The sequence below is a fragment of the Polaribacter vadi genome, from assembly GCF_001761365.1.
GTDB lineage: Bacteria > Bacteroidota > Bacteroidia > Flavobacteriales > Flavobacteriaceae > Polaribacter > Polaribacter vadi.
Genome location: NZ_CP017477.1, coordinates 2,271,280 through 2,285,663, shown reverse-complemented (window position 1 = coordinate 2,285,663; position 14,384 = coordinate 2,271,280). Strand labels below are relative to the sequence as shown.

Annotated in this window: 11 protein-coding genes; 5 read left to right on the top strand and 6 right to left on the bottom strand. The window is 29.7% G+C overall.

Annotated features, from left to right (window positions below):
* Nucleotides 1-5: 5 nt before the first annotated feature.
* The 4 genes from LPB03_RS10060 (at nt 6) to LPB03_RS10045 (ending at nt 4,965) form a co-directional block, all read left to right on the top strand.
* On the top strand, nt 6-1,052 hold the full coding sequence (locus tag LPB03_RS10060) for a Gfo/Idh/MocA family oxidoreductase (RefSeq protein ID WP_065319489.1): 1,047 nt from the start codon (nt 6-8) through the stop codon (nt 1,050-1,052).
* 218 nt (nt 1,053-1,270) lie between these two features.
* A complete protein-coding gene (gene pelA / locus LPB03_RS10055) occupies nt 1,271-3,292 on the top strand; it encodes a pectate lyase (RefSeq protein WP_083187199.1) in 2,022 nt (673 codons plus the stop codon).
* Entirely contained in the window at nt 3,279-4,037 is a 759-nt protein-coding gene (locus LPB03_RS10050; RefSeq protein ID WP_065319488.1) for a rhamnogalacturonan acetylesterase, read from the top strand. The genes pelA and LPB03_RS10050 overlap by 14 nt, the downstream gene beginning before the upstream one ends.
* 4 nt (nt 4,038-4,041) lie before the next feature.
* Entirely contained in the window at nt 4,042-4,965 is a 924-nt protein-coding gene (locus tag LPB03_RS10045; protein WP_065319487.1) for an alpha/beta hydrolase, read from the top strand.
* 198 nt (nt 4,966-5,163) lie between these two features.
* On the opposite strand, the gene LPB03_RS10040 is transcribed toward LPB03_RS10045, so the two are convergent.
* From LPB03_RS10040 to LPB03_RS10020, 5 genes are all read right to left on the bottom strand, one after another.
* Nucleotides 5,164-6,573 carry a purine-cytosine permease family protein gene (locus LPB03_RS10040; RefSeq protein ID WP_065319486.1) on the bottom strand — a complete coding sequence of 470 codons (1,410 nt, stop codon included), beginning with the start codon at nt 6,571-6,573 and terminating at the stop codon, nt 5,164-5,166.
* Nucleotides 6,574-6,592: 19 nt separating this feature from the next.
* Complete coding sequence (locus tag LPB03_RS10035; RefSeq protein ID WP_065319485.1) at nt 6,593-7,738, bottom strand: alpha-hydroxy acid oxidase; 1,146 nt, start codon at nt 7,736-7,738, stop codon at nt 6,593-6,595.
* A 155-nt stretch (nt 7,739-7,893) separates the two neighbouring features.
* Nucleotides 7,894-9,267, bottom strand: a complete 1,374-nt coding sequence (locus tag LPB03_RS10030; RefSeq protein ID WP_065319484.1) for an FGGY-family carbohydrate kinase — start codon at nt 9,265-9,267, stop codon at nt 7,894-7,896.
* A 10-nt stretch (nt 9,268-9,277) separates the two neighbouring features.
* Nucleotides 9,278-10,558 (bottom strand): sugar isomerase, encoded by a 1,281-nt coding sequence (locus LPB03_RS10025; RefSeq protein WP_065319483.1) that lies wholly within the window; start codon nt 10,556-10,558, stop codon nt 9,278-9,280.
* 81 nt (nt 10,559-10,639) lie between these two features.
* The gene (locus LPB03_RS10020; RefSeq protein ID WP_065319482.1) at nt 10,640-12,745 is read right to left on the bottom strand and encodes a bifunctional aldolase/short-chain dehydrogenase; all 2,106 of its coding nucleotides are present in this window, start codon (nt 12,743-12,745) and stop codon (nt 10,640-10,642) included.
* Between the two features lie 186 nt (nt 12,746-12,931).
* Between LPB03_RS10020 and LPB03_RS10015 the strand changes: the two genes are divergently transcribed.
* A complete protein-coding gene (locus LPB03_RS10015; protein ID WP_065319481.1) occupies nt 12,932-13,972 on the top strand; it encodes a GntR family transcriptional regulator in 1,041 nt (346 codons plus the stop codon).
* Nucleotides 13,973-14,003: 31 nt separating this feature from the next.
* On the opposite strand, the gene LPB03_RS10010 is transcribed toward LPB03_RS10015, so the two are convergent.
* Entirely contained in the window at nt 14,004-14,294 is a 291-nt protein-coding gene (locus tag LPB03_RS10010; protein ID WP_065319480.1) for a hypothetical protein, read from the bottom strand.
* Nucleotides 14,295-14,384: the final 90 nt, after the last annotated feature.

Here is a 14,384-nt window from a genome sequence, read left to right as displayed (position 1 = left end):
ATTTTATGACATCTATAAATGCAGCATTATGTTCTTTTGGTATGAGTGGCCATCTATTTCATGCGCCTTTTATTGATGTAAATCCTAAATTAAATTTATATGGGGTTTTAGAACGCACAAAAAATGTAGCTGAAAAAAAATACCCAAACATCAAAACATTTCGTTCTTTAGATGATTTGTTGAATGATGATGCAATAGATTTGGTTATTATAAACACCCCAAATTTAACACATTTCGATTTTACTAAAAAAGTAATTGAAGCAGGGAAACATGTTGTTGTAGAAAAGCCTTTTACAGTTACAACTGCACAAGCAGAAGAACTAATTGCTTTAGCAAAAAGTAAAAATGTAAAGCTTTCTGTATATCATAATAGAAGATGGGATAGCGATTTTAAAACGGTTCAAAAAATACTAAACGAAGGTGTTTTAGGTGATATTGTTGAAGCTGAATTTCATTATGATCGTTTTGAACCAGAATTAAGTTATAAAACGCATAAAGAAAAACCCACAGAAGGTGTGGGTAGTTTGTATGATTTGGGTTCGCATTTAATAGACCAAGCATTACATTTATTTGGGATGCCAAAAAGCGTTTTTGCTACTTTAAATAGTTTTAGAAACAACTCTAAAGTGGCAGATTATTTTGACGTAAAACTGTATTATAAATCACATTATGTTACTTTAAAATCTAGCTATTTTGTTCTAGAACCACTTGCAGCCTATAGCATTCATGGTAAAAATGGTTCTTTTATAAAATCGAAAGCAGACATACAAGAAACAACACTTCAAAAGGAAATAAAACCCGATTCTAAAAACTGGGGAATTGAGCCAGAATCTCAAAAAGGGATACTTCATAGTATAAAAAATGGAGAATCTAAAAAAGAATTAGTATCCACAGAAAAAGGAGATTATATGGAATATTATAATCTTATTGCAGAGGCTATTCTAAATGATAAAAAATTGCCTGTAAGCGCAAATGAAGCAAAAAATGTTATCAAGATTATTGAAGCTGCTTTGTTAAGTAATCAAGAAAAAAGAGTTGTAGATTTATCATAAACAGCCCTTTTTGTAATTAAAAAGGGAGTGAAAATAGATAGCAACTAAAGTATAAAGACAAGTATAAAAGACAAGGTTATTATTACCCGAAATCTTTTATTCGAAACGTTTTTTTATACTTATCACATGTCAAAATAAAAAAGATATAGAATTTCTTAAAATACCTTTGGTTAGTTTAACCGTAAAATAATTCTATTTAAATTTAACATCATAAGAAAATGAAACTGATAGAAAATACTTTAAAATTCATATTTTTAATAATTGCTTTAACGTTTAGTGAATCTCTTTTTTCACAAGTTCATAATCAATCTTGGAAAAATATAATTCATCAAAATAAAGATGATTGGTTTAAAACGAATGAAGCCAAAGAAATTGCAGAAAATGTATTATTGTATCAACGTGAAATTGGGGGTTGGCCAAAAAATATTCAGATGCAAAACCCTTTGTCTGAAGCTGAAAAACAACATTTAAAAGCATTAAAATCTAGTACAAAAGAAATTACTACAGATAATGGAGCAACCATTCAAGAAATGCTTTTTTTATCTAAAATGTATGCGCAAAATAAAGATAAAAAGTATGAAAATGCATTTTTAAAAGGACTGGATTATCTGCTAGCAGCACAATATGAAAATGGAGGTTGGCCACAATTTTATCCTCTAAAAAAAGGCTATTATACTCATATTACGTATAATGATGATTCTATGGTAAATATTTTAAATTTATTAAAAGAGATTAAAAATAACACCAATTTTTACGCTATAAAACCTGCTGATGACGTACTTAAAAAAATAGAAATTGCTTTTCAAAAAGGTATTGATTGCATCTTAAAAACCCAATACAAGCAAAATGGAATTTTAACTGTTTGGTGTGCGCAACATGATGAAAATACTTTGCTGCCTGCAAAAGCAAGAGCGTATGAATTACCTTCTTTAAGTGGTGCAGAATCTGCAGAAATTGTAATGTTGTTGATGTCGATAGAAAACCCATCTAAAGAAATTGTAAACGCAGTTGAAAGTGCTGTTTCATGGTTTGAAAAAGTAAAAATTACTGGTTTAAAGGAAGTGAAAACCTATAATGAAAAAGGGAGAATAATAGATAAAAAAATGATTCCTGATGAAAATGCTCCTGCAATTTGGGCACGATTTAGTGAATTAGAAGATAACACGCCTTTTTTTTGTGATAGAGATGGTATTAAAAAAGCTACGTTAGCAGAAATTGGTTCAGAGCGCAGAAATGGCTATGCTTGGTACAAAACAACTCCACAAAAAGTATTAAATAAATATCCAAAATGGAAAGAAAAGATTTCTAAAAGTAAAACTGTAAAAATTAAAGATGAATATAATGTTACTGTTTCTAAAAACGGAAAAGGAGATTATACAACTATTCAACAAGCCATAAATAACTCCAAATCTTTTCCTTATAAAAGAGTTACAATTTTCATAAAAGATGGGATTTATTATGAAAAAGTAAAAATTCATGAATGGAATTCAAACATTACTTTAGTTGGTGAAAGTAAAGAAAAAACCATTATTACTTTTGATGATTATTTTGATAAAATAAATTTAGGTAGAAATAGCACTTTTTTTACACCAACACTTTTGGTAGAAGCAAACAATGTACTCCTTAAAAATTTAACCATAGAAAACGCAGCAGGAGAAGTTGGTCAAGCTGTTGCTTTGGCTGTTTCTTCAGATGAAGTTGCTGTTATTAATTGCAACCTTTTAGGCAATCAAGACACGTTGTATGCTTCAGGAAAAGGCAAGCAATATTATAAAGATTGTTACATAGAAGGCACAACAGATTTTATTTTTGGAAGTGCAACTGCGTTTTTTGAAAACTGTCAAATACATAGTAAAAAAGATTCTTACATTACTGCTGCATCAACTTTAAAAGAGAGTGAATTTGGCTATGTTTTTAAAGATTGTAAAATTACATCCGATGAAAATGTTACCAAAGTTTATTTAGGAAGACCTTGGCGAATTTATGCAAAAACTGTTTTTATAAACAGTAATTTAGGAAAACATATTTTGGCTGTTGGATGGCATAATTGGTCAAAACCAGAAGCAGAAAAAACTACATTTTATGCAGAATTTAAAAACTTGGGTGATGGATTTCATCCAAATGAAAGAGCAAAATGGTCTCATCAGTTAAATGATGATGAAGCAAAAAAGTATACTCTTAAAAATGTTTTAGGTACATTTAAAAATTCATCAAAAAAAGAATGGTATGAAAATTTATAAAATAGGATTTCTAATAGTATTAATGATTTTTTCTTCCTTTAAAAAAGAAGATTCAAAAAAACAAATAAGTATTTATACAATTGGCGATTCTACAATGGCTGATAAAATAAACCCCGATGAAAATCCAGAGCGTGGTTGGTGTCAAGTTTTACCACAGTTTTTAAATGATAATGTTGTGGTAAAAAATCACGCAGTAAATGGTAGAAGTACTAGAAGTTTTATTGATGAAAAAAAATGGGATGCTGTATATCATCAGCTAAAAAAAGGCGATTATGTTTTTATTCAATTTGGTCATAATGATCAAAAGGAAAAAGATCCAAAAAGATATACAAATCCAACTACAGCTTACAGAAATAATCTTATAAAATTTGTTAATAAAAGTAGAGAAAAAGGCGCAATTCCTGTTTTATTTACTCCCATTGTTAGGCGTAATTTTAATGAAGAAGGTACTTTAGTAGATACGCATACGATGTATCCTTTTGTAGTTCGTTTTGTTGCAAATGAGCTTAATGTTCCTTTTATAGATTTGCAATATTTAACTGAAAAACTTGAGGAGTCTTATGGTGTAAAAGGTTCAAAAAAATTGCATTTACATTACCAACCAAATGAAACTTCATATTATCCAAAAGGGAAAGAAGATAATACACATTTATCTGTTTTAGGAGCAACAGAAGTAGTTAAATTGGCAGTTTTGGAGTTGAGTAAAAATGTAAAAAACTTTAGTAATTTCATTAAAAAAGACTAATAATATGAAGTATTTTAAACCATTATTAATTGGCTGTTTTTATATGATGATTTTTTCTATTCAAGCTCAAAGTACTGAATTCAATTTATGGGAAGATGAAATACCAAATTCTATAAAAAATGAAAATTATAAAGAAATAAAAATTTATAAAGATTCCATTTTAGATAAAACGAGTCAGGTTTCTGAGCCAACAATTACTGTTTTTAAGCCAATAAATCCAAATGGAACAGCTGTAGTTATTTTTCCTGGTGGTGGCTATAAACATTTAGCAATAAATAAAGAAGGAACTAAAGTTGCAGAATGGCTAAATTCTTTAGGAGTTACAGCATTTGTTTTAAAATATAGATTACCAAATGATGCTGTTATGGTTGATAAATCAATTGCGCCATTGCAAGATGCACAAGAAGCAATTCGTTTTGTAAGAAGAAAATCGAAAGAATTTAATCTTAATGAAGATAAAATTGGAGTTTTAGGATTTTCAGCTGGTGGACATTTAGCAGCAACGCTTTCTACACAATTTAACAGAAAGGTGTATTCTTTAAGTGATGAAACAAGTGCAAAACCCAGTTTTTCAATACTAATTTATCCTGTAATTTCTATGGATGAAGCTATCACTCATCAAGGATCAAAAAATAATTTATTAGGGATTTCACCTTCTAAAGGAAAAGCAGCAAAATTTTCTAATGAAACTCAAGTTGATAATACTACTCCAAAAACTTTTTTAGTACATGCAACAGATGACAAATCTGTTCCAGTAGAGAATAGTATTCACTATTATTTGGCATTAAAAGCTCATAAAATTCCAGTAGAAATGCATGTTTATGAAAAAGGAGGGCATGGTTTTGGTTTAGGAAAAGAAAGTACTAGTAAGTTTTGGATACAAGCTTGCGAGAAATGGTTAAAAAGTAATGCGCTTATTAAAATATAACCTGAAATTTAAAATGATAGAAGTAACTTCATCAACATAGGAATAACTCACCATATTTTTATGGGAGTTGCATTCTAGTTTCTTATAATTGATTTTTAGTGTTTTACTAATTGATAATTTAATTCCTTAAGTTTTGTATTATAGAAAAAGCATCGTAATTATTTACGATGCTTTTATATTTTAAATATAATTTATGAACTATTTTTTCTGAAAATATTTACTAAAAATTAAGAATAACACTCCACATAAAATCCAAGCAGGTAAGGTTACAAATGATAAGAAAACATCAAACTGAATAGATATAAAATAGAAGATTCCAAAGCTAATTGCCCAAGCCCAAAATACAGCATTGTTAAAAGATAAATTTGCTTTTTCTGCATAGTTTTTAATAATTCCAGCTTTTTTATGGAAGAAATGTTCAAAAACGATAATTGCTCCAAATGGTGCTAAAATAAATCCATATAAGGCTACAAAACCTAACAGTTTCATAGCAAATGCTGGAAATAAACCTGCAATTGTAGCAACTGCACCTGCTAAAATAGTAACTTTTGCAGTTGATAATTTGGGTAAAATTGCCTGAAAAGCTAAACCTGCTCTATAAATAGTTGGGTTTGCAGTTGTCCAACCCGCTAAAACTACAGCTATAATACCGAAAACACCAATGGCATTATAGGCCATTGGTCCAGGAGCTACAGGTGGTGCATTTCCATTATCTAAAAATGATAATGCTTCTGGAGATTTTAAATAGACTGCATATAATAAAGCTGCTGCAATCCAAGCCATATAATGACCTACATACATACCAGCTGCTGTTGTCCAACCTGCTTTAGCTTCTTTTGCAAATCTAAAAACTGATAAATCAGACATTCCAATGTGCATTGCTCCATTCGCAAACCAAGACCAAATAACAACGTGCCAAAATGTAAATTTTGTTTGTCCAGGAAATGGTTCTCCACCATCACCCCAAATTGCCCAAAATTTAGAAAAACTATCTACACCTAATTGATTTAGAGCTACAATTCCACAAGCTACAAATGCGAGTACAATAACTGGCGACATCCAATTTGCAGCTTTCGTTACTGTATCATAACCTTTTGCAGCAATTATAGAAATTGCGGCTCCAATAGCGATTACAATTATAATCCAAGTCATTCCATTAGGTAACGTATCATCTAATTTTGGCATTGGCATATCAAAAGGAATACCAACTGCAGTTGCAGAAACTGTAATCATAGAACCTGCAAGAAAACAGAATAAAATTCCATTTGCTAAATTATAACCTGTTACTAATTTTTTTCCGCAAATTTTTTCTAACTGAAAGTATAAAGTTAGTCTATTTTTAACAGCGATTTCTGCTGTTAAAAAACGCCAACTTAAAACGGCTAAAAGATTTCCAATAAGTAAACCAATAATTAAATCAAAAGCACTAACACCAGCTGTTAAGAAAAGTGGTCCAATCATAAATTCGGTTCCTGCAGCATGCTCTCCAGCATACATACCAATAAAATTTTTCCAACCTTTTAATTTGGATTTTGGTACAGGTTCTCTTTCAAATTCACCACCAGCAATTTCCTCTATTTGGCTTTGTTCTATGCTTACTTGACTCATAAATTTGTTTTTTGATTGATTATATTAAATGATTTGGAAAATCCTCTACTTTTTCACAGCAAATTTGTTCCATTACCTGTTGTAATTCTGTTTTTAATAAAGAGATTGTATGATTTCCACCATTTTTACCTAAAGCAGCAACTCCATACATAAACGAACGTCCCATAAATGTAAATTTTGCTCCAGAAGCTAAAGATCTTGCTACATCAACACCAGAACGAATTCCACTATCCATCATTACTTCTATTTGATTTCCATATTTTTCGGCAATAGAAGTTAAAGGTTTTATGGTAGATTCTCCTGCATCTAATTGTCTCCCTCCATGATTTGAAACAATAATGCCATCTAAACCTAAACGAATTGCTTGTTCTGCATCATAATGAGAAGCTACACCTTTTAAAACAATTTTACCTTTCCACATATCACGAATTGGCTTAATTTTTTCTTCATTTAAACGTCCAGAAAATGTTTGATCCATAAATTTACCCAATTGTTTTAAATCTAAATCCTTAGGCATATATGGTAGTAAATTTGCAAATCCTGGAACTCCATGCTTTAATGTTTGTAAACTCCAATGTGGTCTTCCAAATGCTTGTAAAATATTGCTGATGTTCATTTTTGGTGGCATTGCCAAACCGTTTCTAATATCTCTTGGTCTAAAACCGAAACTGGGCACATCACATAAAATAACTAAAACAGGACATTCTGCAGCCTCTGCTCTTTTTAAAATATCGTCTCTTAATTCGTCTTTTGTAGGATGATATAATTGAAACCAAGCTTTACCTTCTGTAATTTCTGCTGCACGTTCTATACTAGTTGTAGTAACTGTACTTAAAATAAAAGGAATGTTATGATCGAAAGCAGCTTTGGCTAATATTTCTGGAGAATTTGGCCACATTAAACCCTGTAAACCAACAGGAGCAATTCCAAAAGGAGCATCGTATTCAATACCAAATAATTTTGTTTTAGTTGATGAACCTCCATGATTTCTTAAATAATTAGGCTTTAATTGTACTTCTCTTAATTCTGATGTATTTCTATGAAGATTTACATCTTCATTACATCCTCCATCTAAATATTCGAAAGCAAATTTTGGTATTTTTTTTCTTGCTTTATTTCTTAAATCGTCTATAGATGGATAACGTGTGTCGATTTTTATTGCCATAATTTATTTTTTATGATAAAAATTTTGCTCTTAATTTTTCTACTTAATTATCATTAATAGGAACCATTTCTCCTAGAAAATTTCCGTGAATATGACCAATAATGGTTATTAATTTATATCTCTGATGGATAAAATATAGTTTATTTTTCATTCTTCTATTTAACGATAAAAGGAACATGCTTTTTTAAAGCATAATTCTTTTTTAAGAATTTTGAGTTTAGTTTTGAGTCTGAGATTGCAATTGCTGCACCTAAAGCAGAACCTAAAGAGGCTTTTGTAGTTCTTAATTTCATACCTCGTAAATAGTAAGATAATAATTTTATATACAAATCATTATCTGTAAAACCACCATCTACATACAAGCGATCAATTTGTTGAGTATCTGCAATTCTCTTAATACCTTGTACTTGAAGTTGCACTAATTCTATCATTAATTGATGATAAGCGTGTTCAAATAAATTATAAGAATAACTTGTTTTATTTGGCATATTTTCATCTGTAATAGATTTCCACTTAAAACAGTATTTAAACTCTTTTATAATTTCGAAATATACATCGTAATCAAATTCTATATTTTTATGATAGTCTTTATCAACATGAAAATTTTTTGATAATTCTTCTACCTGAAGCTTGTATTCATTTCCTAAAAATAATCGAGAAGATTTAACTGGTTTTCCATTAATTCTCATATAATTTATGCAACCAGCTTCTGTTTCATCTACTGTTAACGGACCATCTGAAAACGGATTTAAAGCAATAGACCAAGTACCTGTAGAAACCAAAACGAATGGTTTTTTTACACTTCTTACATAAGGAAGTAAGGCAGAAGAACTATCGTGAATACCAACACCAACTTTAATTCTTGTACCATTATAATTCATATTAATACTTGTTTCTGTAGAAACAATTGGAGGCAAAATTTTGTTGATTCCTTCCTTATAAACCCAATTATGATAGTCTTTGGTTTCATAATTCCATAAAGAAGTATGGCAGCCAATACTTGTATATTCACTAACAGGAATTCCTGAAAAAACAAAACTTAGATATTGTGGTAAATGTAAAGAATACTTGATTTTTTTAAAAATTTCTGGTTTGGTATGCTTTAACCAATATAATTGCATGCCAGAATTTAATAAACCTGATTTAGGTGAACCTGTTGTTCTTGTAATTTCTAATTCTGGTTTATACTTGTTATAAAACCCATCTTGTAAATCTGAGTCGATTTCTTTTGTATAATTATATAATGGGGTTAATGGATTTCCGTTTTCATCAATATGTACAAAACTTGCACCATAAGTAGAGAAGTTAATGGCTTTGATTGTAAATTCTTCACTTTTTAGAACTCTGTAAAAAACCTCCTTTAACCAAGTTTGTAATGCTGCTAAATTTTCTGTAGGATAACCGTCTTCATCTTCAATTTCTTCAAAACTGGTATACTCCCTATATACTTCTTTGTATTTATTGTCAAATAGAAAAAACTTTTTATTTGTTTTTCCTATATCGAAAATGGCAGTTACTTTTTGCTTCATAATTAAAATATTATAACCCTGTTGCTATTGTGTGTTTACCTCTTTCTTTTATCAAAGTTTCTCTTACTGCTAAGTTTCTATAACTTTGAATTGGATTAATAGCACCACCATTTTTTAGTCTTGCAGCTGCTAGCAAAGGTCTTACATCCGTTCTAAAAGCATTTTGTAAAATTTCTTGACATTTTGTTACATCGTTTTCTAACTGAGCAGTTCTTAACTCTTTTTGATCTACCAATAACGCTTTTGCATACGCTTCTTGAATCGCTTCTAAAGATTGCAATAAATCTTCTAATGGATCTTTTATGTTATGACTGGCATCAATCATCCAAGCCAAGTCTGGATTTTGCGGATTGCTTTCCATACCATAAACAAGCTCGTTAAAAATTAAGAACAGGGCATAAGGTTTAATACTTCCAACAGTTAAATCGTCATCACCATATTTACTATCATTAAAATGAAAACCTCCTAATTTACCTTTCAACATTAAAATAGAAACAATTTGCTCGATATTTGAGTTTGGTAAATGATGTCCTAAATCTACTAAAGTAAATGCTTTATCTCCACAGCCATTTGCTAACATTAAAGAAGCTCCCCAATCTTGAATTACAGTTGAATAGAAATTTGGTTCATAAGGTTTGTATTCGATTAAAAGTTTCCAATCTTCTGGTAAACCTGCATAAATATCAATTAAGCTGTTTTGTGTATTTTGAAAAGCAGTTTGAAAATTATTTTGTCCAGGAAAAGAAGAACCGTCTGCTAACCAAACTGTTAAGCTTTTAGAACCTAATTTATCTCCAATATTAATGACATCTAAATTATGCTGAATAGCTTGATCTCTAACAGCTTTACTTGTGTTACTTAAAGAACCAAACTTATAACTTTCTTTTGCATTTTTTTGATCTTGAAAAGTATTCGAATTTACAGAATCGAATTTTATATGTAAAGCATCTGCTTGTTCTTTAATTGCTTTATAATCGGTTGGAATATCCCAAGGAATATGCAAAGAAACAGCTCCAGCAGTCTGAGTTAAAGCATGCAAAATTCCTACATCTTCTATTTTTTCTTGTAAAGTTGATGGTTCTCCATAAAATGAAAAACGACCAAAACGTGTTCCTCCTGCACCTAAAGCCCAACTTGGAACCGCTACTTGAAACTCTGATAATTTTGATAAAATAGCATCTACATTATGACCTTTAGAAGTTAAAGAGTCTGCTAAAAAGTTATAACTATTATTTTGAGAAGCAAGACTTTTTTTATTGTCGTCTTCTATATGTTGTTCTGTTAATTTCATAAAGTTCATTTCTAATAAAAAACTTCCATAAATTTTTTCTCTATGGAAGTTTTAAAAATAATATATTTTAGATAATCTTAATTATCTTACAAAAGCATTTGCCATTCCACCATCAACATTAATAATGTTTCCAGTAGATTTATCCAGAATACCTACTAGAGAAAAAACTCCGTTTGCAATATCTTCTGGTCTAATAATTTCGTTTAAAAGATTTCTTTTTGCATAAAAGGCTGGTAATTCTTCTACAGTAATTCCGTTTGCTTTTGCTCTACCTTCTGCCCAAGCACCTTCCCAAATTTTACTTCCTACAATAACACCATCAGGATTTACGGTGTTTACTCTAATTTTATCTTTCCCTAATTCTGCTGCTAATAAACGAACCATGTGTTGTTGAGCTGCTTTTGCAGTTCCATAAGCCACATTGTTAGGGCCAGCAACCAAACCGTTTTTACTTGCAATAGCAATATAATTTCCACCTAAACCTTGCTTGCGCATAATTGCAGCAGATTGTTTTGCTAAATCAAATTGACCTTTTACTAAAATACTTTGTAAAATATTCCAGTCTTTATCAGTTGTATCTTCTAAAGATTTAGAAATTGCTAAACCTGCACTGTGAACCACAATATCTACTCCACCAAATTCTACACAAGCTTTGTTGTAAGCAGATGCAATGGAATCTGGGTTTGTAACATCGCAAATTGCGTAGGTAGAAACATCTCTTTTATAAGTAGCATTCGCTTCTTTTAAACTTTCTTCGTTAATATCTGTTAACACAACATTTGCGCCTTCAGCAGCTAATTTATCTGCAATTGCTTTACCAATTCCACCACCAGCTCCAGTAACAAATGCTACTTTTCGAGATAAGGGTTGTTCTTTTGGCATACGTTGTAACTTTGCTTCTTCTAGCAACCAATATTCAATATCAAAAGCTTCTTGTCTTGGTAAAGATGTGTAAGAAGTTATTGCTTCTGCACCTCTCATTACATTAATTGCGTTGGTATAAAATTCATTCGCAACCCTTGTAGTTTGTTTATTTTTTGCAAAACTAAACATTCCAATTCCTGGATAAATAATTATTACAGGATTTGCATCTCTAATTCCTGGACTATTCTCTTTTTTACATGTATTATAATAATCTACATATTCTTGTCTATAGGCTTCAAATGCTGGTTCTAATTTACTTCTAATTACATCAGTATCTGATAAGTCTTCATTTTTATCTAATGATAAAACTAAAGGCTGAATTTTGGTTCTTAAAAAATGATCAGGGCAAGAAGTTCCCATTGGTGCCAAACGCTCTAAATCATTACTGTTAATGTATTCTAAAACAACATCTGTATCAGAAAAATGACCAATCATTCCATTTTCTGAAGAGCACAAACCTCTTAATATAGGCATAATTTGCGCTGCTTTTTCTTGACGCTCTTTTGCTGGTAAACTTTCAACTTTTTGTCCGCCAAAAACTTCATCATTTTCTTTTATTTTTTTCTCGATAAATTCAGAAGCCATTTCAATAACCTCTAAACTATTTATGTAAGATTCGTAAGATGTATCTCCCCAAGTAAATAAACCATGAGAACCTAAAACGATTCCTCTAATTCCTGGATTATCTTCTAAACATTTTTCTAACTGCAAACCTAAATCAAATCCTGGTTTTTGCCAAGGTACCCAACCCATTGTGTCTCCCCAAATTTCTTTGGTTACTTTTTCACTATTTTCAGCAGCAGCAACTGCAATTAATGCATCTGGATGTAAATGATCTATATGTGCAAATGGTAATAAACCATGTAAAGGAGTATCAATTGACGGAGCTTTACTATCTAAATCATAAATACAGTGATTGAATAAACCAACCATTCTATCTTCATCATGCAAACCTTGATATACATTCTTTAAATCACGTAATCTGCTAGTGTACAAACCAGCAATTCCTGCTCTGTTTAGCGTTCCAATATCTCCACCAGAACCTTTTACCCACATTACTTCAACATCTTCATTTGTTAATGGATCTTTTTCAATTGTTTTACAGCTCGTATTTCCTCCACCATAGTTGGTAATTCTCAAATCTGCTCCTAAAATATTTGAACGGTATAAAAATAAGGCTACTTGATCATCTCCTAAAGCGTCTGCTTTTTCCTGATTCCATAAATAATCTACGTACTTGAATGTTTTTGTACTATTTTTCATAAACTTAATTAGTGAATTAAAAAGCTAAAATATTTTAAATTATATATTCTCCTATCCTGTACTGTACTGTAGAAAAAAAAATGTAATTATTTATATTGTTATACTAAAGTTATTGTTTTTTATAGAATTTACTTTACTTTGTGTAGAGATAATAAATATAAATAACTAAAAATAAAGATTCTATATATGTTCAGTTTTATTAACATTAATGATAATTCAAGAATACCAAAGTATCAACAGATTGTAAATGTTATTATTCAAAATATTTCGAACGGTAATTTAGTTATTGATCAAAGAATACCTTCAATAAATAAATTTAGTGAAGAATTTTATTTATCAAGAGATACAGTAGAAAAAGCATATAATATTTTAAAAGAACGAAATATAATTTCCTCTGTAAGAGGTAAAGGATATTATATTACTAGAACAAAACTAATATCTAAAGTAAATGTTTTATTTTTAATAAATAAGCTAAGTTCATACAAGCTAAAAGTTTACAATTCTTTTATAGAAAATATTGGGGCTAATTCTCATACAGATTTACATATTTATCATTGTGATGAAACTGTTTTTTTAAATTTAATTTCTAAAAATAAAGCTGCTTATGATTATTTTATAATCATGCCACATTTTAAAACAGATGAATTTGTTCATGTAAGTTATACAGATAAAGTTATAAAAGCTTTAAAAGAAATTCCGAAAGAAAAATTAGTTATTTTAGATAATTTTAAAGAAGGTGTTGAAGGTGGTTCTATTGAGATTTTTCAAGATTTTGAAAACGATATTTATACAGCTTTAAATGAGGCTTTTCCTAAAATGAAAAAGTATAAGAATCTTACGCTGTTTTATCCAACAATAACTATTTATCCTTATCCAAAAAGGATTTTACATGGTTTTAGAAAATTTTGTTTTGAGCATTCAATTGAATTTGAATACCTAGAAGAGGTATATGAAGATATTATTATTAGAAAAGGAGATTTATTTATAACAATTCAAGAGTCTGATTTAGTTAGTTTGGTAAAAAGAACTAGAGAAGAAAATTTTGAACTGGGTAAAGATGTAGGTATTATATCTTATAATGATACACCTCTTAAAGAATTATTAGGTATTACTGTGGTTTCTACAGATTTTAATATTATGGGAGCAACTGCAGCTAAAATGATTTTAGAACAAAAGAAAGGGAGATTTAAAGTTCCTTTTAATTTTATTGATAGAAAATCTCTTTAATTTAATTAGTAATTATCTCTATTGATTAGTTTCAAAAACTCTTCATTTGAAATAGTAAAACAACTGCCATACTTTGCGCCTTTTGTAGAAGATATTTATACTGAAATATTTTTATTAAGTTTGATTCGTCTGGAATTTCAGTTTTGTCCAACCAAGTTCCATTTACGTGTCTAAAGAAATCGTCTGTAGGTTTTACAGAAGTATCCATATTTTCTAATACAATACCTGCTGATTTTTCTTCATTTATTTTTTCTTCTTTACAAGCTACAAAAGCAAGTGAAGCTATTGCTGCTGAAAAAAACACTTTTTTAATAGTTTTCATTGTTTTTAAATTTTATTAATTAATTATTAGTTGTTTTATTTTAATGATGTTACAAATTTTAACTTTTTAAATTTACACAAAACTATGTGT

Excerpts from the sequence above, each read along its gene's own strand:
- LPB03_RS10030 (WP_065319484.1), bottom strand. The coding sequence starts at position 9,267 with ATGAAGCAAAAAGTAACTGCCATTTTCGATATAGGAAAAACAAATAAA.
- LPB03_RS10035 (WP_065319485.1), bottom strand. The coding sequence starts at position 7,738 with ATGGCAATAAAAATCGACACACGTTATCCATCTATAGACGATTTAAGA.
- LPB03_RS10040 (WP_065319486.1), bottom strand. The coding sequence starts at position 6,573 with ATGAGTCAAGTAAGCATAGAACAAAGCCAAATAGAGGAAATTGCTGGT.
- pelA (WP_083187199.1), top strand. The coding sequence starts at position 1,271 with ATGAAACTGATAGAAAATACTTTAAAATTCATATTTTTAATAATTGCT.
- LPB03_RS10060 (WP_065319489.1), top strand. The coding sequence starts at position 6 with ATGACATCTATAAATGCAGCATTATGTTCTTTTGGTATGAGTGGCCAT.
- LPB03_RS10025 (WP_065319483.1), bottom strand. The coding sequence starts at position 10,558 with ATGAAATTAACAGAACAACATATAGAAGACGACAATAAAAAAAGTCTT.
- LPB03_RS10010 (WP_065319480.1), bottom strand. The coding sequence starts at position 14,294 with ATGAAAACTATTAAAAAAGTGTTTTTTTCAGCAGCAATAGCTTCACTT.
- LPB03_RS10015 (WP_065319481.1), top strand. The coding sequence starts at position 12,932 with ATGTTCAGTTTTATTAACATTAATGATAATTCAAGAATACCAAAGTAT.
- LPB03_RS10050 (WP_065319488.1), top strand. The coding sequence starts at position 3,279 with ATGAAAATTTATAAAATAGGATTTCTAATAGTATTAATGATTTTTTCT.
- LPB03_RS10045 (WP_065319487.1), top strand. The coding sequence starts at position 4,042 with ATGAAGTATTTTAAACCATTATTAATTGGCTGTTTTTATATGATGATT.
- LPB03_RS10020 (WP_065319482.1), bottom strand. The coding sequence starts at position 12,745 with ATGAAAAATAGTACAAAAACATTCAAGTACGTAGATTATTTATGGAAT.